The sequence below is a fragment of the Armatimonadota bacterium genome, assembly GCA_020354555.1.
In the GTDB taxonomy this organism is placed as follows: Bacteria; Armatimonadota; Hebobacteria.
In genome coordinates this window covers 464,115-486,376 of record CP070648.1, presented here as the reverse complement: position 1 = coordinate 486,376, position 22,262 = coordinate 464,115, and the positions used below count along the sequence as shown (strand labels likewise).

The following is a 22,262-nucleotide window of genomic DNA, read 5'->3' as shown; positions in this document are numbered from 1 at the left end:
GCCCGCGGCGCCGCCGGTCACGGGCGCCGGGCGAAGCCACTTCGTCAGCGCCACTGCTCGTCTGAGGAGTGCTGCACGTGCTCCACGATCTGACGCATCTGCGTCACGACGCCGCGCTTGACGGTGGCCTCCCAGAAACGGATCTGGCCCGGCCCCGCCTGCCTTGCCTCGAACAGCGCTTCGTCGGCGCGCCCGATCAGATGATCCGGGTCGTCGGGCATCTCCTTGGCAACGACCGCGCCGGCGCAAACGCTGAAATGACGGACCTCGTCCTCGCTGTGGAGGTGGAACGGATGGCGCGCCATGGCATGGCACAGCCGCGCCGCAACGGCTCGCGCACCGTCAATGCCTCCCTGCGGCAGCAGCACTGCGAACTCGTCGGCGCCGTAGCGCGCGGCGATGTCCTGCGATCTGATGTACCGGCGTAACATGTCTGCGAAGGCGAGCAGTACCTCGTCCGCCGCCTCGGGTCCGTGCTCAGCCCCAATCTGCTGCATCCCGTCAATATCGAACAGAAGCACCGTGATGACGCCCCCGTTGGCCCGCGCGTTGTCAACTTCCGCGGCGAGCAAACGTCGGAACTCGCTGCGGTGGTAGAGCCCGGTGAGTTCGTCTGTCACCGCCAAGCGGTGAACCTCGGCCAGCAGACGGGCGTTCTCGATCGCGCGCGACGCCTCCCCGCATAGCGCGACCAGCGTCTCGAGTTCCCGCTCACCGCACGTCTCGCCGGGAGCATCGTAGAGCTGCACCGCCCCATAGGCGTTGTCGTTGTGTACCAACGGAACGGAGATCACGCAGCATCCCGCGCGCAGCGCGCCGGCCACTTCGGGATGATCGCCCCGAACGTCGGTCACCGCCGGCGCCCGCCGCACCAGACACTGCTCCGCGAGACGGCGATCGAACGGCGGGTGCTCGCCGATATCCCCCTGGCTGCTTGCGGCGCGGCTGGCTTTGACCAGCAGTTCGCCGGCGCCGTTGCCCAGTGCCACATACCCGAAGCGCGCCCCCGTGAGCTCCAACCCGAGTTCAAGGCTCGTATCGACGACGCTCTGCAAGCTGTCCTTGGCGTGAACCGCGCGCGCGATGCGGTACAGCGCCGACAGCCGCTCGACCGTTCGCTCCAAGCGGTCGGTTGTTTCGCGCTGGCTTCTGGACAGAGCCGCGGCGGTCGCGAAGAAAAGCGCCAGGATTAGCGCGGATCCGCCAAACGTGGCCAACTGAAGCGCCGGGGTGCTTTGCACCGGGACGTCCGGCCCTCCCGCGACCGTTATCAACCCGTAGCACAGCGCGGCTAGCATGGAAGACAGCACCGCGTGGCGGAAGTCGAGGCGCACACTGGCGTGTAGAATGGGCAGGTAATAGAGCAGATAGAACTCGCTGGCGAGGCCACCGGTCTGCCACACCAGGGCGGTGATGTAGAATACGTCCAAGCCGACGAGCGCACTGACGTCGGGCCGGTAGCGCGGCCCGAGGCGATCGAGGACAGATGTCAGCAGCACATACAGTCCCCCGCAAACGAGAAGGATGTCCAATCCCAAGGTCGCCGGAGCGGCGTGCATCCGCACGCGCGTCATGATCGTGGCGGTGAGTAGGACCACCGCGCGGATGGCGACTGCTGCGTTATTGAGTGTTTGGCGGTTGCCGTCTTTCACCTGGCGTGTGCCTTCTGCGGTGGCAACGTGTTGCAGCGCCTGGCGACAACGGCCGTCACGGGGTTGCCGCCGATTCAGCTTGTGCGTTGGCCTGCCACACACAGATCTGGTTCTTGCCTGCGCTCTTGGCCTCGTACAGTGCTCGGTCGGCCTTCTGCAGCAACAAGTTAGCGGAGAGCTCTTCGCCTGACGCGCTGACACCGGTACTGACCGTGAGCTGCCACGTGTCGGCGCTCCAATCGAACGTCAGCGTTTGAAGTTCTCGCTGAAGTTTCTGCGCCACGACGCGGGCGCCGGCGATGTCGGTCTGCGGCAGGATAATTGCGAATTCGTCGCCGCCGTAACGTGCGGCGGTATCCTCGCCGCGGATGACGGCCTCGATGCGCTCCGCCAGCGCCTGCAGCACCTGGTCGCCGGCTTGATGCCCGTGCGAATCGTTGCAGCGCTTGAAGTCGTCGGCGTCGAGCAGCACCAAGGCGACTTCGCCGCCGTGCCGCGCGGTGCGCCGAATCTCCGCCTCCAGACGGAGTGCGAACTCTCGGCGATTGCATAGGCCGGTCAGGTAATCGGTGGCCGCCGCGCGCTTCGTTTCGGCGCGGAGGCGAGCATTCTCGATGGCCATCGCGGCCTCGGCGCACAACGCACGTACGAGTTCCATATCCCGCTCCTGCAAGCCGGCGGGGCGAGTCGTGCGAATCTGCATTACCGCCAGCGGATGCCAGCCGGCAAACATGGGGATGAAGAACTCGTGGGCGGGCTGCTTGTCGGGTCGCGGGTCCGCGACTTCGCGCGACAACCACCGGCGGCCCTCGATCGCTGTCCCAGCAAGCGCTTGGTCGAATGCCACTTCGGGTGCGTCGTCGGCGCCGTGTTGCGCCGCCACGTGAAACCGCCCCTCGCTGTCGAGCACGGCGAGGACGCCGCCGTCGGCCTCCGAGAGCCGCATCGCTTGCCGCAGCGTCGTGCCCATCACGTCTTGCACGCTGTCGCGGGTGCTCGCCACCCGGGCGATGTCATACACTGCCGACACGCTGTCGAACGCCTCGCGCAGTTTCTCCGTAAGCAGTCGATTGGTGCGCGCCTCGTGGGAGAGAACGGCAAAGAATACGGCGAGGATGATGACCGAGCCGCCAAAGGCGCCCGCTCTCAGTATGCCGGTCGTCATAATGGGCACGAGCGGCCCCGCGGCAATGGCGATGAAGAGATAGCAGATCGCCGCCAACACCGACGCGGTTATCGCGTCGCGGAAGTTGAGGCGGCTCGCCCCGTGCAGAATCGGCAGGTAATACAGCAGGTAATACTCGCTGCGCGTGCCGCCCGTGATCCAGATCAGGCCCGAGATCAGCACGATGTCGCAGATGAGAAGGAGACGAGTGAGCTGCGAGCTTCTCCAGCGCCGCGGGAACAGCGTGGTGACGACGACGTAGCACGCGCCTAGTGCGAGCAAGATGTCAAGCGAATCGAACACCAGCGGCAGTTGACGCAGCCGGAGCATGAGCACAACGGTCAGCAAAACGACGAGGCGAACCACCGACGCTATCTGTGCCGTCATGGCCGTGAACGACGCGCTCGCGTCGCCGGAGGCGTCGAGGGGCGGTTCCGTTGAGGCGTGTGTCCCTAACGGCTGTTCGGGGGGCATGTCATGCGACCTCTGTTGTTTTGTGCCGCACGTCAGACGCACGGTGTGATGTGATGTGATTGATGAAAGTCTTCCAGTATTGCGCGACGCCGGGCGTCAAGTCGGCAGACGGTCCGGGACCTTTTCCGGACCGACTTCCGCGGGTTCGTGCCCGGTGGGGCAGTCCGCCCCTGACAGCAAGACTTTGTGGGCGTTATTCCACATTAACGGGGTCCGTCTGTCACGGGAAGGGCGGCAGACCAAGGAATCACGCTCACGGGCCCGATCCCGGGGGAGGTGCGACGGCCTCGACGCATTGGGGGCTCCGGAGGGGCCTACGGTGCCGCGCGTGCACAAGCCCGGGCTCGATGGAGAGGTGATTCGGTCTATGCGGCAGCGTGCACGCGGGGTTCGGGGCGAGGACGCCGCGGCCGAACGTGGGGGCGGCGCGCTACTCGGCCGGGGCAAAAAGCAGGACGGAGCCGACCTGCTGCGGCTCCGTCCCTGTCATGTCTGAGGACATGGAGGAAGTCTTCGAGCAGGTACTAGCCTCCAGCCTCACCTCGTGCTAAGTTAACCATATGCACACCACCTCCTTTCGCTACCCGCAATAGTAGCGGCAAGACCGGGACTTGTCAAGCGGTGGCGGTGGTTGTTCGAGGGGCGCTGCCGCGACACGGCAAGCAGAATGAGTCAGCCCCAGCAGAAAACGGCCCTGGCCGCTCTGTCGCGACCAGGGCCGACGCTCAGTCAAACTGGATGCGTGCGCGTTCGCCGCGAATCGAACGCGCCGTACGCCTCAGTCCGGGGACGGCGACTGGCGGACTTCCCAGATCATCCAGCGCTCATGCCCGGCATCGTAGTCGACCCGGCGCATCAGGTAGCTGACGTAGACGACGGTGCGCTTGTCGAAGGGATCGTAGAAGACGTGCTTACCCTTCAGCCGCGCCCAGTAGCGTGTCGAGACGTAGCGCGCCGAGGTCAGCTCGAAGCTCACCGTGCGAATGCTGGAAAACGCATCAAGTGTGAGCTGCCGGAACTCCTCCGCCGACAGGCTGTGCGTGTACTCATCGCGCAGGTAGCTGGCGATCTGGTGGTCGGGATCCAGGTGGCGGTCAATCAACTCGAGGCGTTCGTGTCGCCACCCGCGCTCGATGTCGCGCTTCGCCTCCATCAAGTCATTGGAGGGCCAGGTCGCGTACGGGACGTACGTCTCGCCGTACACCCAATCGTTGGGCTCCACCATGATGATGGTCGTCGGCGCGGCATAGTAGAACCGGTAGTCCGGATAGAGGTACGTGTAGCCATAACCGTAGCTGTCCACCGACACGTAAAGCGGCACGACGTGGTAGCGGTACCAGCGGTAGTAGGTGTAGTCGTAGGGATAGTACCAGTAATGGACGTGTCGCTCTCGGTGGCGGCGCGCCTCGATCTCACGGCGCAGTTGCTCGAAGTACCCACGGCTGTTCCAGCCGTGCCTCGGCGTCGACGTGACGTCCCGCAGCACTCCCGGATCCTGCTTCCAACCATCCCTGGGCCGCGTGAACACGAAGTCGCCCGGGGGATTGCCCGGTGTGGACGGGTGCGGGACGCCGAGCTGCGGTTTGTCCTTGGTCGGGCTGAAGAAGCCGGGCTTGTCGCTCGGCAGCGGCGTGTTTGACGGTGGTGAAGGAGCGGGCTTCGACGGGATGTACGGCGTCGGCCCCTTGCTCTTGACCTTACTTAGGAAGCCGCCGCTTTTCGGCTGGCTGCTGCTTGTCGAGGGCGGGGACGTGCTTTCCTTCTGGGAACTCGCTTTCGGACCCTTGACCTTGCTGAAGAACCCCGCCTCGGCGTCGCACGCCAGGAGCGCGCCCAGTAGGAATACGAGCGCCACCAGGCCTGCGAGCCATGCCGTACCGCGCACGGCCGTGTTGCGCCTCATCGCCGCCTCCTTTCTCGCTTCGTCAGCAGCCCGTGCCGACTCGGCGCCGCAAGGCAGCAATCGCTGCTGCGTCCCCCTTCCGATCTCCCGGTTTGAGTATTCCCCTGACGAACCCGTTTTACCCGCCTTTCCGTCGGCTCCGGCGGCTTTCCTGATGCTGCCGCAGAGCACCCCCACCCCCTTCCAGGAATCCAGCGCCGCAAGAACGGTGCCGCGCTCAGGTCGCGAACCGCACGTGGATCACGTCGCCTTCCTCAACCGCGTAGTCTCTGCCCTCCACGCGCAGCAAGCCCTGCTGATGCGCCGCGTCCCACGAGCCGAGGCGATCCAGGACATCGAATCCGATGACCTCAGCGCGGACGAACCCTTTCTCCATATCCGTATGAATCTGACCCGCGGCTTCGGCCGCGGTCGTTCCTCTGCGCACCGGCCACGCCCGCGCTTCCTTCCCCACTGCCGTGAAGAACGTGACCAGTTCAAGTACATTATAACTCGCGGCGACGACCTTTTCCAGTGCATCGGCAGGCACATCCATCTCCCGCGCGAATTGATCTCGCTCCGCATCGGGCAGCTCTGCCAGCTCCGCCTGAATCTTGCCGCTCAGTTCAAGCACGTGCGAGCCGCGCTGCTGCCCGTACTCTCGCAGCTCCTCCCCTGCCCCGCCGGAATCATCGCCGTCCTCTCCCACGTTCGCGACATACAACTCCCGCTTTGCGGTCAGCAAATGCAGCTCGCCCAGCACCTGGGCCTCCGCGTGGGTCACCTCGACGAGTCTCGCAGGCGTTCCTTGATTGAGGGATTCCGACAGGCGTTCGAGGAACGCGACCTGCGCCCGCGCGTCGGGATTGCCGCTCTTGGCGTCCGTTCTGGCCTTCTCGAGTCTGCGCTGAACCGTGCCGAGATCCGCTAAGGCGAGTTCGATATCAACGATCTCCGCGTCGCGCGTGGGGTTCACGTCGCCTTCGATGTGTGACACCTCCGCATCAGCGAAACATCGTACGACGTGGAGTATCGCGTCAACCTCGCGGATGTGCGCGAGGAACTGGTTGCCGAGCCCTTCGCCCTTGCTCGCCCCGCGCACCAGCCCCGCGATGTCAACGAAGGTGGCGGTGACGGGAACGGCCCGCTCCTGCCCGAAGATCTCCGCCACGCGCGCGAGACGCGGGTCGGGAACGGGCACGACTGCGCGGTTGGGCTCGACGGTGCAGAATGCGTAATTGGAGACCTTGGCCTGCGCGCCGCAGAGGGAGTTGAAGATGGTGGACTTGCCGACGTTGGGCAGCCCGACTATGCCGATCTCGATCATCGCCCACCCCGCCATCGGTTATCTTCGCCAGCGGGCAGAACGGCCCTGCCGGCGAATCCTGTTCAACTGTCGCGCGAAGCGGGCCATCCATATCCGCGTACATCGGCGTCAATCCGGGGCCAAGTTCAACGCTCTGCGTTCAGACGTTGATCGGATACTCGCCGTATCGCAGCGTCGCGTCGAGCATCGCCCGATAGTTGTCCAACGGGACGTACTCGGTGATGCTGTTGCTCGAGCTGACGCAGTACCCGCCGCCGGGGGCGAGGGCGCGGATGCGCTCGCGAACTTCCGCCTCCACTTCGGCCGGCGTGCCGCGGGTCAGCGTGTAGCCCAGGTCAATGTTGCCGATGACGCACAGCCGCCCTTCATAGCGGCGCTTGACCTCGACGATGTCCATTGCCTTCGGTTCGATCGGATGCAACGCGTGGAAGCCGATGTCGAGCAGATCCTCCATGACCTCCCACAGCTTGCCGTCGGAGTGGAAGATGAAGATGAGATCGTGCGCACGGCTGAGGTCCGCGAGCTTCTGATACCACGGGAACACCCAGTCGCGCAGCACTTGCGGCGAGACGAGCATGCCGCCGCAGTGCGCCAGATCGTCGCTAAACCAGACGCACTCGACGCCGTCATGTTCGACCGCCCGCGCGCAGGTTTCAACGTAGAGCGCCCCGGCGCGGTCCACCACCGCCCTCGCCAGGTCGGGGTCATCGGCCAGGCACATCGCGAATTGCTCCATGCCCATCAGCATCCACGCGCGCTCGAAGATGCCGCCACCTTTGACGGCCGTGACCACCTTCATGCCGTCCGGCAGATGCTCCGCCGCCGCTTCGAGCGCCCGCATGTCAGCACCGTCAGCGCTCGGCCACGCGAAGTTCTCGAAGTCCTCCCAGGTGCGAATGATGCCGCCGCCAAGGCTGACCCAGTCGCGGCGCGTGTCGCCTTCGTAGCCGCCATAGCGGTAGGTATGCGCGGTCTTGACTTCGGGGTATGGCAGGATTGCGGTGACGCGGACGTAGTCGTATCCCGCGGCGGCGCTGAACTCGATGTCGTCGCGCAGGTAGGCAATGGGATCGGAGGAGGGGTCGGCAAACTTGCGCCCGAGAAACGCGGCTTTCACCGCGTCCTCGACCTTCAGCTCTGCGAGCGGCACTCTGTCCGGCTCGCGGCAGAGCACGGCTGTGCGGAACCGCTCGAAATCGGGCTGCGGCATCATAGTGGCTTCATCTCCTGGCCCAGGGCCTCTGCGGCGGCCTGCGGCCAGTCGGGCTGCGCCAGCAGTTGGGAACCGATGGCGACGAGGTCGGCCTTGCCCTCCTCGATGACGCTGTTGGCGAGCTTCGGATCGTGCAGCTTGCCGACGGCGATGACCGGCACCGACACCGCCCGTTTGACAGCCTCCGCCAGCGGCACCATGTAACCCCACCCGCGCTCGCCCGTGCTCGCAAGACTGGCGGACACGTGAACGATGCACGCGCCGGCATCATCCAGCGCCTTCGCGATGCGGCAGCCGTCCTCAATCGTCAGCCCGCCGGGAGCATCCTCTTTCGCGCTGATGCGCGTGATGATGGGATAGTCCTGACCCGTCGCCTTGCGGATCGCATCCACGCACTCCAGCGCGAAACGCAGGCGCTTCTCAGACGTGCCGCCGTAGTCGTCGTCGCGGCGGTTGGTGGCAGGGGACAGGAACTGCGTGACGAGGTAGCCATGCGCGCCGTGCAACTCGACCGCGTCGAATCCGGCGGCCTTCGCGCGTGCGGCGGCAGCGCCGAACGCCTCGACCAATTCGCGGATTTCCTGGACGCTCAGCTCCTTCACGTCGCGATCCGGGAAGCCCTCGGCCGACGGCGCGACGGCCGTCCCGCCGATGGTCTCCGCGTCTGCGACACCACCGGCGTGGTGGATCTGAATCGCGGCCGCTGCGCCGCGCTCCTTGATTGCTTTCGCGAGTCGCGACAACGGCTCGACGTGTTCGTCCCTGGAAATGCCGAGTTGATTCCGGGACAGCTTCCCGTCGTCGCGCACGTATGCTGCCGCGACAATGATGAGCCCCACGCCGCCCTGGGCACGCGCGACGTAATGCTCGATGACCTCGTCCGTGACGACCCCGCCCGGCCCGGCGTCATCCATATTCATGGGCGGCATGACGACGCGGTTTCGCAGGCGCAGAGCAGTCCCCGGTATCTGGATCGCATCGAATAGTCGTGGCACTGTGAGCCTCCCGGCGAGTAGTTAGACTTTGGGGGACAGTTACCTTTTCAGTCACGCCGCCATGTCGGATGATTGGCCTCGACGGCTGTGGGTACCGCTTGGGCCGGGTTGCGGCTGGCGGGAAAGAAAAGGTAACTGTCCCCGCCGAACAACCACGAACTGACGCAGATAGACGCGGATAGACAAGGTCAAGCAGCGGCGGCGGCCATTAGCGCCTCCGCCCATTCGCGCTCCTTGCGTTCCTCCGGCAGCATCTGCACGTCCTCCGGGTCTGGGTGGATCTGCTGCCGAGCCTGCGCCAGGCGCTCAAGCTGAGTTCCCGACTCGAGCATCCCCATCAGGAGTTGGTAACGAAGATCCTGCTGGATGTCCGGATATCGCCGCAGCAATCGTAGGAACTCCAGGCGGTCGCGCTCAACGCTCGTGGGCCGCCGCACTGGCCCTTCGGGTGGCCCCCACCGTGCTCCGATCGCATTCGACAGGTGAACTAGGCCTGCGTCCGGCGAGCGTGAGGCCCGGAGGCTTGCCGATAACTCGGTGCTGGCAAGCAAGAGGTGCATGGCCAGCGGCGATCGGTAGCGCGGTGGCCGAAGGCCGAGGCGCGAGGCATAGAACAGAGCCAGACGGGCGTGAATGATCCGAGGGCGATCCACGATTTGTGCTATCACCTGCGCGGTCTCGCGGGCTGGCCCCCGAGCATCCATGGACATGACCCAGAGGGTTCCGTCGTCCGCGAGGTGATAGTGCAGTCGGTACAGAGCATTTGCGGTGGATACCGAGAGTTCACGCTTCCGAGTGGCCACAGCCCGATGCAGCGAAAGCGCTGCCGACTGACGGCTGATTGCCAGGCTCGCCAGTGCCGCTGAGCCCCAGTCTGTTTCGATCATCCTGGCAACAACCCGGGTCAACGAGAGCGCTGCCGGGTAACGGCCCAGTGCTGCATCCAGCCGGGGCGCGACGCGGGTGTAATGCAGGATCCTTCGAATCAACCCCAAAGGGATGGCAACAAAAGCGTAGAGTAGCACTGTCGCAAGGGTTCCGAGTGTCAATGTGAAGGCTACGGCTTCATTGATCAGGGCGGCCCAGCTCTGCAGGGATTCAGGATAGGGAAACTGTTTGTGTATCGCAGCTACCGTGAACGCACCTCCTGCCAGTGCCAATAGAAAGCTGAGGCCGAGGAGGTGAAGCCAATACGGCCACGGCGCGAGTCCGCTGAGCGCAAAAACCGCGAGATACGGAACCCAGGCGAGAACGAGCGGGACGACCCTAGCCACGGTCTGACGGAAGCGGAACGTTGCCCTCGTGCCAACCATGTCGATTTAGTCCCCCCGGACAGCGGTCGCTGCCACGCCACGTATAGATGCTTCGTGACAAAGAGGGTAGCAGCCTTTTTCGTGATGTCGCCGTGTGGGATGGTTGGCTTCCACGGCTGCAGGTATTGCCGAGCCGGGGCACGGCGGCCGGTGGGCGGGAGGGCGGAGGGGGCTGTTGCGCAGTTGCTTCGACGATGCCGAGATTCTTCGCTTTGCGCCTCGCTCACGCTCAGCGCGACGCTCTGAATGACAGTCGCGGCGCCGGGGAAGCGCGGAGCACTGGAATTGTGCAACAACCTGCAGAGGGACTTTCCTGCCGCAACACGCGACACCACGGAAATCCCGTGACACCTGTCGCGGCGGCAGAGGCTCAGGCCGGGCCGGCGCCGTGTGCGCCCTTGCCGTCTGAGAGGTACTCGTCGATGGTCTTGTAGGCGTAGCGCTCGCCTTCGCGGCGGGAGGAAAGCGCGGTGAGCAGCGCCTGGGCGGTGTCGAGCGAGGTCAGGCAGGGAATGGAGTGCTCGACTGTGGAGCGGCGGATGCGGATGCCCTCGCGGCCGGGGCGGTTGTCCTTCGACATCGTGTTGATGAGCAGATCCACACCGCCGCTCATGATGAGGTCAATGATGTTCGGGCTGCCCTCGCTGATCTTCCCGACGCGCACGACCGGTATGCCCTGCGCCGAGAGATGACTCGCCGTGCCGCGCGTAGCGTGGATCGTGTACCCCAGCCGATTGAACCCACGCGCGAGTTCGGCCGCTTCGGGCTTGTCCCGGTCGGCCACTGTCAGCACCAGCGTCCCTCGCTCCGGCACCGCGACACCAGACGCCACCATCGCCTTGTGCAGCGCCTTCGGAAACTCCGGATCTATGCCCATGATCTCGCCGGTGGACTTCATCTCCGGGCCGAGGTTGATGTCCACGCGCGTAAGCTTGGCGAACGAGAACACGGGCGCTTTGACGCCGTAGTGCTGCGGCGGCGGATAGAGGCCGGGCGTGTAGCCGAGATCGGTCAGCGACTTGCCGAGCATCGCCTTGGTCGCGACGTTGACCATCGGGATACCCGTCAGCTTCGAGAGGTACGGCACCGTGCGGCTCGCGCGCGGGTTGACCTCGAGCACGTACACGTGGTCGCCCTCGAGCACGAACTGGATGTTCATCAGCCCTTTGACGTGCAGCGCGCGGGCAAGGCGGACGGAGTATTCCACGATGGTGCGCTGCGCCTTCTCGGAGATCGTGACCGGCGGGCAGACGGCCATGCTGTCGCCGGAGTGGACGCCGGCGCGCTCGATGTGCTCCATGATGCCGGGGATGAGCGCGTCGCGGCCGTCGGCGATGACGTCCACCTCGGCCTCTTTGCCCAGGACGTACTTGTCCACGAGAATCGGGTGCCGGGGTGACACGTCCGCCGCCATGTTCATGTAGGACAGCAGCTCTTCATCCGAGAACACGATCTCCATCGCGCGCCCGCCGAGGACATAGGACGGCCGCACCAGGACGGGATAGCCGATTTCGGATGCCACGCGCCGCGCCGCTTCGACCGACGTCACGGCACGCCCCGGTGGCTTGGAAATGTCGAGCCGGCGCAGGAGATGCTCGAAGCGATCGCGGTCCTCGGCGACGTCAATATCCTCGAACGCCGTGCCGAGAATCGGGACGCCGTTGCGGTGGAACGTGTCGGCGAGGTTGATCGCCGTCTGCCCGCCGAACTGGACGACCACGGCATCCGGCTGCTCCTGGCCAATGATGTTCAGCGTGTCTTCTTCGGCGAGCGGCTCGAAGTAGAGCTTGTCCGAGGTATCGAAGTCGGTGCTGACCGTCTCCGGGTTGCTGTTGATGATGATGGACTGGTAGCCTTCCTGCGCGAGCGCCCACACGGAGTGCACGCTGCAGTAGTCGAACTCGATGCCCTGCCCGATGCGAATCGGCCCCGCGCCGATAACGATGACGCGGCGGGAATGCGTGATGGATGCCTCGTTTTCCTTCTCATAGGTCGAGTAGTAGTATGGCGTGGCGGCCTCGAACTCGGCCGCGCAGGTGTCAACCATCTTGTAGGTCGGGTCGAGAGCGAGCGAGTGGCGGCGCTCAGCAAGGGCGGATTCCGAACCGCCGATCAACTCCGCGATGTAGCGGTCGGAGAAGTTCATCCGCTTGGCGTTCTGAAGAAGCTCGTCGGTCAACCCCTCCTGCCCCGCGTCGGCGATGGTCTCCTCCATCTCGATCATATTGCGCATGCGGTGCAGGAACCAGGGGTCAATGAACGATAGCTCGTGGATGTCCTGGACCGACATGCCGCGGCGGAAGGCCTCGAAGACGGCGAAGATGCGCTCGTCGGTGGGGTGGCGCAAGATGTCTTCGAGCTGGGTGTCGCTCCACAGGTTGACGCCGCGCAGGCGAGGCCCGTAGACGCCGATCTCGAGCGATCGCAGCGCTTTGTTGAGTGCGGCTTCGAACGTGCGATCAATGGCCATGACTTCGCCGGTCGCTTTCATCTGCGTGCCGACGGTACGGTCGCCGGTGGCGAACTTGTCAAACGGCCAGCGGGGCACCTTGACCACGACGTAGTCAATCGCGGGCTCGAAGCAAGCCGTCGTCTTCTGCGTGATCGCGTTGGGGATTTCGTCGAGATGCAGGCCGACGGCGATCTTGGTGGCGACGCGCGCGATGGGATAGCCGGTCGCCTTGGACGCGAGCGCGCTGGAACGGCTGACGCGCGGATTGACCTCGATGACGTAGTAGGTGAAGCTCTTGGGGTCGAGCGCGAACTGGACGTTGCATCCGCCCTCGATGCCCAGCGCGCGGATGATCTTGATGGACGCGCTGCGCAGCATCTGGTATTCGGGATCGGTCAGCGTGAGCGCGGGCGCGACGACCATCGAGTCGCCGGTGTGCACGCCCATGGCGTCGAGGTTCTCCATGCTGCACACCGTGATGCAGTTGTCGGCGCCATCGCGCATCACCTCGAACTCGATTTCCTTCCAGCCCAGGACGCAGCGCTCCAACAACAGCTGCCCGATCATGCTCATGCGCAGGCCGCGGCTGGCGATCTCCTTGAGCTCCCGCTGGTTGTGAGCGATGCCGCCGCCCGTGCCGCCCAAGGTGTACGCGGGGCGCACGATGACGGGGAAGCCGATTTCCTCCGCGAAGCTGCGCGCTTCATCGAGCGAGGTGATGATGGCGCTCTCCGGCACCGGCTCCGAGATGGACTCCATCGTCGCCTTGAAATGCTCGCGGTCTTCGGCGCGCTCGATCGCGTCGAGCGGCGTGCCCAGCAGGCGGACGTTGAAGCGGTCGGTGATGCCCTTCTTGGCGAGCTGGGTGGCGAGATTGAGGCCAGTTTGGCCGCCGAGCGTCGGTATCAGGCCGTGCGGACGCTCGCGGTCGATGATCGCGGTCACCGCTTCGACGGTCAAAGGCTCGATATAGACGCGGTCGGCGATGTTCGTATCGGTCATGATGGTGGCGGGGTTGCTGTTGACCAGCACCACCTCCAGCCCTTCTTCCTTGGCAGCCTTGCACGCCTGGGTGCCGGCGTAGTCAAACTCCGCCGCTTGGCCGATGACGATCGGGCCGGAGCCGATCACAATTACTTTCTTCAGATCAGGTTGCCTGGGCATCTAGCTTCGCCCCAATGCTTCTAGGAGTCGGTCATGAAACCACCAAGGCACAAAGACACAAAGGTCGGATCTGACACTTCGGAGCCGGATTACCGCTCCCATAGTGCGTCCGCGCCTCTGGCTCATGACGTGGCTGCTCTGGCGTGACGTATTGTCAAGTGCCCCAGGCAGGGCATGAGGGCATCGCGTCATAGGAGATGTTGATGCACGCATTGGAGCCACCAAGTCACAAAGACACCGAGTCAGAGAAGACAAATTGTTTTCGTGCCACCGGGCATTGTTCACAAGGCGATTCTCTTGATGCCATTCCTAATCGCTCCGACATTGAAGTTGATGAGCAGCCCCAGGCGGTGCCCCGTCAGCCTAAGATAAGTCAGCACTTGTGCGTGATGGATTGGCGCCAGGTTCTCAACGGTCTTCACCTCCACGATGACGCAGTCCTCAACAACAAGATCGATACGAAGTCCCGCGTCGATTCGGATGCCGTCATACACGACGGGCAGCGCGAGTTGCTGTGATACCCTCAGTCCGCGCTTACTCAGTTCGTGAACCAGACAGGCCTCGTAAACGCTCTCCAGCAAGCCAGGGCCCAAGCTGGAATGGACACGAAAAGCGGCGTCCACGATCTGTGCAGCCACGCGATCGACCTCATCTGGGATTGGCTCACTTGGTGCCTTGGTGTCTTTGTGGTTAATCACCAGGAAGGTCCGTCATTTCCTGATCAAACGTCCTTGCGCTTTCTGACGCTCGCGATGAAATCGTCGAATATGTGCCGACTGTCCTGTGGCCCGGCCGACGCCTCGGGGTGATACTGCACCGACGTAATCATGAGATCGGGATGCATCAGGCCCTCGACGGTGCCGTCGTTGAGGCTGACGTGGGACATGATGGCGCCGGTGCCGTCGAGGCTCTCCTCGTCTATGCTGTAGCCGTGGTTCTGCACCGTGATGTAGGTGCGGCCGCCGTTGACGGCTTCCTTCACGGGGTGGTTGGCGCCGCGGTGGCCGAACTTCAGCTTGAACGTGCGGCCGCCCAATGCCAGACCGAGCAACTGATGACCCAGGCAGATGCCAAGGATGGGCAGCTTCCCGATGACCCCGCGCAGCACATCCACCTCGTAGTCGAGGCGCGCCGGATCTCCAGGCCCGGGCGAGAGCACGAGCGCGTCCGGCGACAGGCCGAGTATCGTTTCCGAAGTTACGGTGCCCGGCAGCACCAGCACGTCGCAGCCCAGATCGTGGAGGAACTGAAGGATGCTGCGTTTGACGCCGTAGTCAATCAGCGCAATGCGTGGGCGCTCCTCAAAAGGCATCCGCGCCTGGGCGGCGCCGTAGCGCGCCTCGGGGCTCCACTGGTACGGGCTCGCCGTGCCGACTTCATGGATGAAATCGAGTTCTCCATAGCGCGGCGTCTGCCGCAGGCGCTCCAGCGCCTCTGCCGGGCGTTCCTCGGTGGTTATAGTGCCCATCATGACGCCGTGCTCGCGCAGGCGCCGTGTTAGGGCCCGGGTGTCAACGCCGGTGATGCCGACCACGCGGTGCTCTTCGAGGAATGCGCGCAGCGCATGCTCGGAGCGCCAGTTGCTCGGCTCGTCGCACAGTTCGCGGACGACGAACCCTTCAGCCTGCGGTCGGGGCGACTGCATGTCCCCGGCGCTCGCCCCGTAGTTGCCGATGAGCGGGAAAGTCAGGGCCAGTATCTGCCCGCGGTAGCTCGGGTCGGTGAGCATCTCCTGATAGCCCGTCATCGAGGTGCTGAAGACCACCTCCCCCACCGCGCGCCCCGGCGCGCCGATGCCGACGCCCTCGAAAACCGTGCCATCCTCGAGTGCAAGTATCGCCTTCATGTTCTCTCACCGACGGCGGCGCCGAGCATCTCACCGTCCTTCATCACCAGACTTCCTCCGACGAAGAGCCCGACCGCTCGCCCCTTCACGCGCCAGCCGGCGAACGGGCAATTGCGCGCCTTCGATTTGAACTCGCGCGGGTCAATGACCCACTCGCGGTCGAGGTCTATCAGTGCCACATCCGCCGGCGCACCGACGGACAGCTTGCCCGACTTCAACCGCAGGATTCGCGCGGGATTCCACGTCATCTTCGCGAGCAGGTCCACCAGCGACATCAGCTGCGGATGGTAGAACGAAGTGAGCATGACCGCGAGCGTCGTCTCCAAGCCGATGACGCCGAAGGGCGCGTCATCCCAGCCCCGCGCCTTCTCAGCGGGCGTGTGCGGCGCATGATCGCTGGCGATGACGTCAATCTCACCCAACGCGACCGCAGTGCCGATTGCCGCCGCGTCGTCTGACGACCGCAGCGGCGGATTGACCTTGAAGTTCGCCTCGCTGTCGGGGATCTGCTCGCTGCTCAGCAAGCAGTGGTGAGGCGTCGCTTCCGCCGTGACTTTGAGTCCGCTGTCTCGCGCTTTCGTGACCGCCGCGACCGACTCCGCCGTGCTCAGATGCGAGAAGTGCAGCCGGGCGGGGATGTCGCCGAGGAGACCGAGGTCGCGTCCGACGAGACGCGGCTCGGCCGCATAGGGTACGATCCACGGCTTGACTCCGCGCGAGGCAGGCGATTCCTCGCAATGCGTGGTGACCAGCATGCGAGCTGCTGCTGCCCCGCGCAAGCATGCCGCCATCACGCTGTCGTCCAGCACCGGCTCGCCGTCGTCGCTTAGGGCAATCGCGCCTGCGGATTTGAGCGCTTTCGCTGCGGTAGGTTCCTCGCCGCGCTGTGTCTTCGTGAGGCACGCCTTGGAATGAACGCGTACGAGCGCCGCGCACTCCGCCCGCGACATCGCATCCGCAATGAGTTCCGGGGAGTCAATCGGCGGAGCCGTGTTGGGCTCGGCGCAGACGGTGGAGAACCCGCCTGCCGCCGCGGCCGCCGTGCCTGAGGCGATCGTCTCCTTGTCCTCGAAGCCCGGCTCGCGGAGATGGACGTGCATGTCTATGAGGCCGGGGCAGACCGCAAGGCCCTTCGCGTCCACGACTTCGGCCTCGCCGGCGGGCACCGCACGTCCCACGGCGGTTATCCTATCCCCGACGATGAGGAGATCTCCGCGCGTGCTGCGTCCTGTCGCAGGATCAACCAGTGTGCCGCCGCGGATGAGATAACTCAAGCGCTCTCCCCCTGCGGGACTTTGGTGATCCGCTCGCAGTACGCGCAGCGCAGCTTTCTGCCGGTTGCGCCGACCGGCTCAAACAGCGGCTGCAGATGGCGCTCCTCGGTCGTGACACACCGCGGGTTGGAGCACTTAATCCCGGGCGCGGGCGTCTTCCTTGGCGCACGGCGCTCCGGCTCGTCGGCCGCCGGGATCTTGAGATCGGCGAGGCCGAGCATCGCCGCCACGAGCGCCATGCGCACCGGCACGCCGTACGCGGCCTGACGGAAGTACGCGGCCCGGGGGTCGGCGTCAATGTCGTAGTCCAGTTCATCCACGCGCGGCAGCGGATGCATGACCAGGGCGTCCGGGCGCGCCCGGCTCAGCATGTCGGCCGTAATGCTGTACGAGCTTGACGCAGCCGCGAACTCCTCGGGCGTTGCGAAGCGCTCGCGTTGGACGCGCGTCACATAGAGCGCGTCGAACAGCGAAATCGCGTTGGAGGTAAGCGCCAATTGCTCATCGGGATCCGAGGCCTTGCGTGACCGCACCAGGTCCGGATCGGCCACCAATTCGTCGAGGCTGCCGTATTCGTGCGTGGGGGCATTGTAGCGTTCGCGCATGCGGTCGCTGATCTCGCGCGGCAGCTCGAGGCCTTGCGGCGCAACGCAGGCGATCCGCGCCCCGAAGCGCGCCAGGCCGTAGGCGAGGGAATGGGCGGTGCGGGCGTGCTTGAGGTCGCCGACGAGCGCCACCCACACGCCTTCGATGCGGCCCTTCTCCTTGCGGATCGTGTAGAGGTCGAGCAGCGTCTGCGTCGGGTGCTCGTGAGCCCCGTCGCCGGCATTGATGACGGGCGCCGCAGCGTAATCTGCGGCCACTCGCGCCGAGCCCTCCAGGGGATGGCGCATGACGATGACGTCGGCGTAGCTTTCGATGATGCGCACCGTGTCGGCAATGGTCTCGCCCTTGGCCACGGAGGTCGAAGCGACTTCCGCGCAGCTGATGACGTCGCCCCCCAGGCGCAGCATGGCGGCTTCGAAGGACAGTCTGGTGCGCGTGCTCGGCTCGTAGAAGAGCGTGGCCATGAGCTTGCCGCGCGCGATATCTGTCTTGGCGCGCACATACTGACCCATGTCGTCGGCGAGGGCGAAGATCGCTTCGATCTCCGCATTAGCCAGATCGAACACCGAAACCAGATCGCGACCAACGAGTGCCATCTCTCTACTTCGCCCCCTCCTGCCGCTTCTCGATGATCACGCGCTCCTCGCTGTCGGGGTCGCGCAGGCGCACGGTCACGCGCTCGCGGTGAGAAGTCGGCACGTTCTTGCCAACGTAATCCGGCCGGACGGGCAGTTCGCGATGGCCGCGGTCAATGAGCACGGCGAGCTGAATGGCAGCCGGCCGCCCGCGCTCCATCAAGGCGTCCATAGCCGCGCGTACGGTTCGCCCAGTATAGATGACTTCGTCCACCAGGACGATGCGCTTGTCGTCTATGGGGAAGGGCAGGTCGCTGGCGTCGTCGCCGGCGGGTCCGCGGTCGGGGCGGTCGTCGCGGTACGGGGTGATGTCGAGCGCGCCTACCGGGACGTTGATGCCCTCGATGGATGCGATGAGTTCGCTTAGGCGCTGCGCCAGGGGCACGCCGCGCGTGAGGACTCCCACCAGCGCCAGATTCTCCGCTCCGCGGTTGCGCTCGATGATCTCGTGCGCGACGCGGGTCAAGGCGCGTCGAATATCGTCGGCGTCCATGATCTCGGGTGGCTGGTTGCTCATGTCTTGGGCTCCATTAGCGCGCGCGGTTCACGCGCGCACGCGCGATCCAAACGGGGTTCGTACCTTACCGGAAGGGCACACTGATCGGGGTTGGTGGTCGCGAGTCGCATCCCGGAAGAGTCTGGGCTGTGGCTCAGTCCGGACGAGACGCTGATGGATACACGCTCGCCAGGGATCGTAGGGTCAGTCCCGGGCAGGCATGAAAATAGGGCCCTCCCATTAGGGGAAGACCCGTAGACTCGCGTTGATCCGTTCACGTCGCTCCTTCCTAGCCTCGCAGGGCTAGATTAAAGGGATACGCCGTCCGGCAGACGACTGCTTGGATTATCGGGCGAAGGGTAGCACAACGGGCGCCGGCTTGTCAATACGGAGGAAACGGGATTTGTCTATCCGCCACCTTCGCCGGCACCCGGCCATGCCTTCCTGCGCCGCCGTCGGTCCCCACGCGATCCGAGGCCCGCGGTCGAGACCGCGGCGTCGCCGGAGGTCTGTGATCGGCGGATCAGGGGCGCTCCGCCGACGCGGGCAGCGTGAAGAAAACTGTCGTGCCGCGGCCGATGTCGCTGTCAATCCAGATGCGGCCGCCTTGCGCCTCCACCGCGAGCTTGCAGAAATTCAGGCCGAGCCCCGTGCCTCCGATTCCCGAGTCGCGCGCTTCGATGCTCCCGAAGCGCTCGAAGACCCTGTCGGTCATGTCCCTGGGGATGCCCGGCCCGCGGTCGGTGACGCTGAAGGCCACGGCATTGCCATCGGTTGGCGCGACTCGAATCGTCACTTCGGACTCGTACGGGCTGTACTTGATCGCGTTGCTCAGCAAGTTCACCAGAATACGCATCGTCAATTCACGGTCTGCGACGGCGGTCATGTTGTCGGCGGCGAGTTGCGACACAAGGCCCACGCGGCACAGCCCGGCCCACACCGATACTTGCTGGCACGCCGCATTGATCACATCCCCGACGTCCACGTCGCGCAGCCGTACCGGCATCTTGCCGCTCTCGAGGCGAGAAGCGTCCAGCAGCGCGTTGGTCAGCGTCAACAGCCAGGAAGCTGAGGCGATCGCGCCGTCGAACAGTTCCTCACGCGTCTCTCCCCACTCTTCCGCGCTGCCTTCGCGCAGAGTCTGGATCCCTCCGAGCACACTGGTCAGTGGCGAGCGCAGATCGTGCACCAGGAATCGGGTCATCTGCTCCTGCATCTGCTGCGCCGCCTGTAACTGCTCTTCACGTTGCTTCAACTCCCGGAACAGGAGATCGTAGGGTTTCGCAAGGCCAGTCTGCACGATGGCGCGGTAAACCATGTAGAACGATACGATCTTGAGCAGGTGACCGACGAGATTGAACGTGCCATACACGCTGACGTAAGCCGTGAAGGCCAGCTCCGCCAGGATGGTCGTCACAACGGCGGCGGCGAGATATCGCACGACCATGGGGTCGAACCAAGTCCGTCGCGCCCACAAAGCGATGAGGCCGCCGATCAGGATGCAGCAGATGACATACTCGGCGACGATCTTGAATTGGGTCAGGCCGCCCCCGGCCGCATCGACATAGCACACCGGAAAGATGCCCCACGCGAAGATGGCGAGGAGCAAGAGCGCAACCACCGCGAAATACGCAGCGAAGACGAGAGAGGTCCGGAGCTTCTTCCCGAGAAGCAGTGGAGCGATGAGCAGCGATAGGCTCTCCAGGCCGCGACCGGCAATCCAGAGTTGGGTGGACAGATTGGCATCATGATGCGGGAAGACGCCCATCCCCTTGTAGGCGAGAGTGTGCAGCAGATCAAGCGTGCCGACGAAGAAATACGCGATGCCAATCAGCAGCAGATACGCGTTATCGTGGAGATGGCGAGTGTTCCACGCGATGACGAAGATGCTGAAGGCGACGACGATACTGAACAGCTCTCCGATGCTGTGGAACAGGAGGTAGTCGTAGCGGCTGACGCCGTAAAGCGCGGCCAGCGTGACGGCGCCGAGGAAGGGAACCTGCGACTTGCGCAGTATGGATATCGCCCTTGTCATCACAGCGTGGCGCGGTCGCTCGTGACCGGTGCGGGCGCGCGCGACCAGGCGCCTTCAGTATGCTTATGTACCCAAGCGAGCGCTTGATACGGCTGATGAGGTAACGTTCTGCTTCGCCGTGGCATGCTCCTGCCGGACGCGCCGCCGCCCACGCATCGGCCGCGGCGGGGTTTCTCACGGGGAGTAATAGTTCCAATTGGTTTTGCTGCGGCGGTAGTGCTGCTCCGTCCAATAGCGTTCGCGCGGCGCGTGCGGGTTGGGCGCCGGATTCCAGTAGACGCGGATCTGGTTGCCGCGGACGACGATGATCTCCTCGCGCCAATCGCCTGCGACATCGGCGACCATGATGCGGTCGGCTTGCTCAGACCAGCGTCGCACGAAATCGCCCGTCGCCGGATTGAAGATGCAGATGTCCCCGCGGGCGTGGCGCTCCTTCGCTGCGCAGTAACGCGGCCCGGAGCCATCCCAGTCAATCACCGAGATCTCCTCTACCCCGGCGTCGGTCCAGTTCGGCGGCGCCTTTTCCGCCATTTTCCACTTAGCGATGGCCTTGCCCCTGGCGTCCATAACCCAGGGCGTCTGATTGACGTTATGGCGCGAACGACACCAGATCTCGAGTCCCGGCCGGCTCGGATCGAAATCGCCGACTGCTGCATTCTGCGGCTCTTGACGTCGCGGCCCCGGTTTGTGCCACAGCACTCCATTGTCCGGATTGAGAACCGCGATGTAGTTGCGCCCCTCCTCCAGGAGAACGACCTCAAGACCGGGGACATCAGGTCGTACGTCGTAAACGAATAGCGAATCAATGTGGAAAGACGCTCCGTCCACGATGTCTTTCGCGATCGGAGGGTAGCGCCATGCGGGGCTGGTGCCGTCCGGACGGACGATGGTGAACCCGATAATTTCGTCGCGACCGTCGCCGTCCAGGTCGGCGGCGCGAGCGGGACCGTGAGCCAGCGCGCCGAAGTCGTCCCGTCGCCACAGCGGCTCGCCATCCAAGTCATCCAATTTCATCGCTTGGAGGTAGTGGCCGACGCGATACCCCTTCGGATTCGTCGCCTGCAGCACAATGTCCCGGTCGCCCTTGCGGCGCAGGTTGCACAGGATGAAGGACTCCCAGCGCTCGACCTCACCGAACACCGGCGGACGGGCCGAGAGCTTCGTGTTGCCGGTGCCCCCGTCAACCGCCTGTACGGTACCGTCGGCGAGCAGGAAGACGACTTCCGTCGCCCCGTCTCCGTCAATGTCCGCCGCCTGGACGCCCGGGTGGTGCAGCCCGGGCAGCCCTTCGCTCTCGGATTGCCCGCTCAACCGAATCGGCACGTCGAGGAGCCACATCCTGCGGCCGTCGTGGTGGTACGCGCCGACGCTGCCCGGTGTCGTGTAGAGGAAGTCCATCAAGCCGTCGCCGTCGAGATCGGCGACGGCGATCCCGCCCTGTCGCTCGTCAGCGGGCGGCTGCATGGTCTGAATGACGAACGGGTTGGACTCGTATTGAGGCCGACCCGTCAATGCCGGGCTCGCGTTGCCCGGAGTTGGCGCGACCGTCGCCGCGAGGGTCACCGCCAGCGCCACGAGATACCGCCGGCAATCGCTTCGCATCGTCAGGCTCCTCTCGAGCGTGGTCCAGCCGCAGAGTCTTGGCTTTTTCCTGGCCGAGACGGTCCAGGTAATCCATTCGCCGTCGGACAACGTCTAACCTCAGGGCGCTTGGCGCTGCGGCAGTCCGTCGG

At 64.8% G+C, this 22,262-nt stretch carries 15 protein-coding genes; all 15 read right to left on the bottom strand.

The genetic code is table 11. The annotated features are described in order from the left end of the window. Window positions 1-44: 44 nt before the first annotated feature. Window positions 45-1,652: a GGDEF domain-containing protein gene (locus tag JSV65_02000; GenBank protein UCH35148.1), complete on the bottom strand. Its 1,608-nt coding sequence runs from the start codon at window positions 1,650-1,652 to the stop codon at window positions 45-47. 55 nt (window positions 1,653-1,707) lie between these two features. Further along, entirely contained in the window at window positions 1,708-3,291 is a 1,584-nt protein-coding gene (locus JSV65_01995) for a GGDEF domain-containing protein (GenBank protein ID UCH35147.1), read from the bottom strand. Window positions 3,292-4,069: 778 nt separating this feature from the next. Beyond that, a complete protein-coding gene (locus tag JSV65_01990; GenBank protein ID UCH35146.1) occupies window positions 4,070-5,194 on the bottom strand; it encodes a hypothetical protein in 1,125 nt (374 codons plus the stop codon). Window positions 5,195-5,411: 217 nt separating this feature from the next. Further along, window positions 5,412-6,500, bottom strand: a complete 1,089-nt coding sequence (ychF, locus tag JSV65_01985) for a redox-regulated ATPase YchF (protein UCH36672.1) — start codon at window positions 6,498-6,500, stop codon at window positions 5,412-5,414. A gap of 139 nt (window positions 6,501-6,639) precedes the next feature. Further along, the gene (locus tag JSV65_01980) at window positions 6,640-7,713 is read right to left on the bottom strand and encodes a nucleoside 2-deoxyribosyltransferase (protein UCH35145.1); all 1,074 of its coding nucleotides are present in this window, start codon (window positions 7,711-7,713) and stop codon (window positions 6,640-6,642) included. Beyond that, window positions 7,710-8,708, bottom strand: coding sequence for an NADH:flavin oxidoreductase (locus JSV65_01975; GenBank protein ID UCH35144.1), 999 nt, complete (start codon window positions 8,706-8,708; stop codon window positions 7,710-7,712). Before JSV65_01975 ends, JSV65_01980 begins: the two co-directional genes overlap by 4 nt. 188 nt (window positions 8,709-8,896) lie before the next feature. Beyond that, window positions 8,897-10,021 carry a hypothetical protein gene (locus JSV65_01970; protein UCH35143.1) on the bottom strand — a complete coding sequence of 375 codons (1,125 nt, stop codon included), beginning with the start codon at window positions 10,019-10,021 and terminating at the stop codon, window positions 8,897-8,899. A gap of 370 nt (window positions 10,022-10,391) precedes the next feature. Further along, a complete protein-coding gene (gene carB / locus JSV65_01965) occupies window positions 10,392-13,637 on the bottom strand; it encodes a carbamoyl-phosphate synthase large subunit (protein UCH35142.1) in 3,246 nt (1,081 codons plus the stop codon). Window positions 13,638-13,918: 281 nt separating this feature from the next. Then, entirely contained in the window at window positions 13,919-14,332 is a 414-nt protein-coding gene (locus tag JSV65_01960) for a GxxExxY protein (protein UCH36671.1), read from the bottom strand. Between the two features lie 26 nt (window positions 14,333-14,358). After that, on the bottom strand, window positions 14,359-15,483 hold the full coding sequence (gene carA, locus JSV65_01955; GenBank protein ID UCH35141.1) for a glutamine-hydrolyzing carbamoyl-phosphate synthase small subunit: 1,125 nt from the start codon (window positions 15,481-15,483) through the stop codon (window positions 14,359-14,361). Then, on the bottom strand, window positions 15,480-16,757 hold the full coding sequence (locus JSV65_01950) for a dihydroorotase (protein UCH35140.1): 1,278 nt from the start codon (window positions 16,755-16,757) through the stop codon (window positions 15,480-15,482). Before JSV65_01950 ends, carA begins: the two co-directional genes overlap by 4 nt. After that, the gene (gene pyrB, locus JSV65_01945; GenBank protein ID UCH35139.1) at window positions 16,754-17,959 is read right to left on the bottom strand and encodes an aspartate carbamoyltransferase; all 1,206 of its coding nucleotides are present in this window, start codon (window positions 17,957-17,959) and stop codon (window positions 16,754-16,756) included. Before pyrB ends, JSV65_01950 begins: the two co-directional genes overlap by 4 nt. Window positions 17,960-17,963: 4 nt before the next feature. Continuing rightward, a complete protein-coding gene (gene pyrR, locus JSV65_01940) occupies window positions 17,964-18,515 on the bottom strand; it encodes a bifunctional pyr operon transcriptional regulator/uracil phosphoribosyltransferase PyrR (protein ID UCH35138.1) in 552 nt (183 codons plus the stop codon). A 502-nt stretch (window positions 18,516-19,017) separates the two neighbouring features. Beyond that, window positions 19,018-20,529: a hybrid sensor histidine kinase/response regulator gene (locus JSV65_01935; GenBank protein UCH35137.1), complete on the bottom strand. Its 1,512-nt coding sequence runs from the start codon at window positions 20,527-20,529 to the stop codon at window positions 19,018-19,020. 174 nt (window positions 20,530-20,703) lie between these two features. After that, complete coding sequence (locus tag JSV65_01930; protein ID UCH35136.1) at window positions 20,704-22,131, bottom strand: VCBS repeat-containing protein; 1,428 nt, start codon at window positions 22,129-22,131, stop codon at window positions 20,704-20,706. Between the last annotated feature and the right edge of the window lie 131 nt (window positions 22,132-22,262).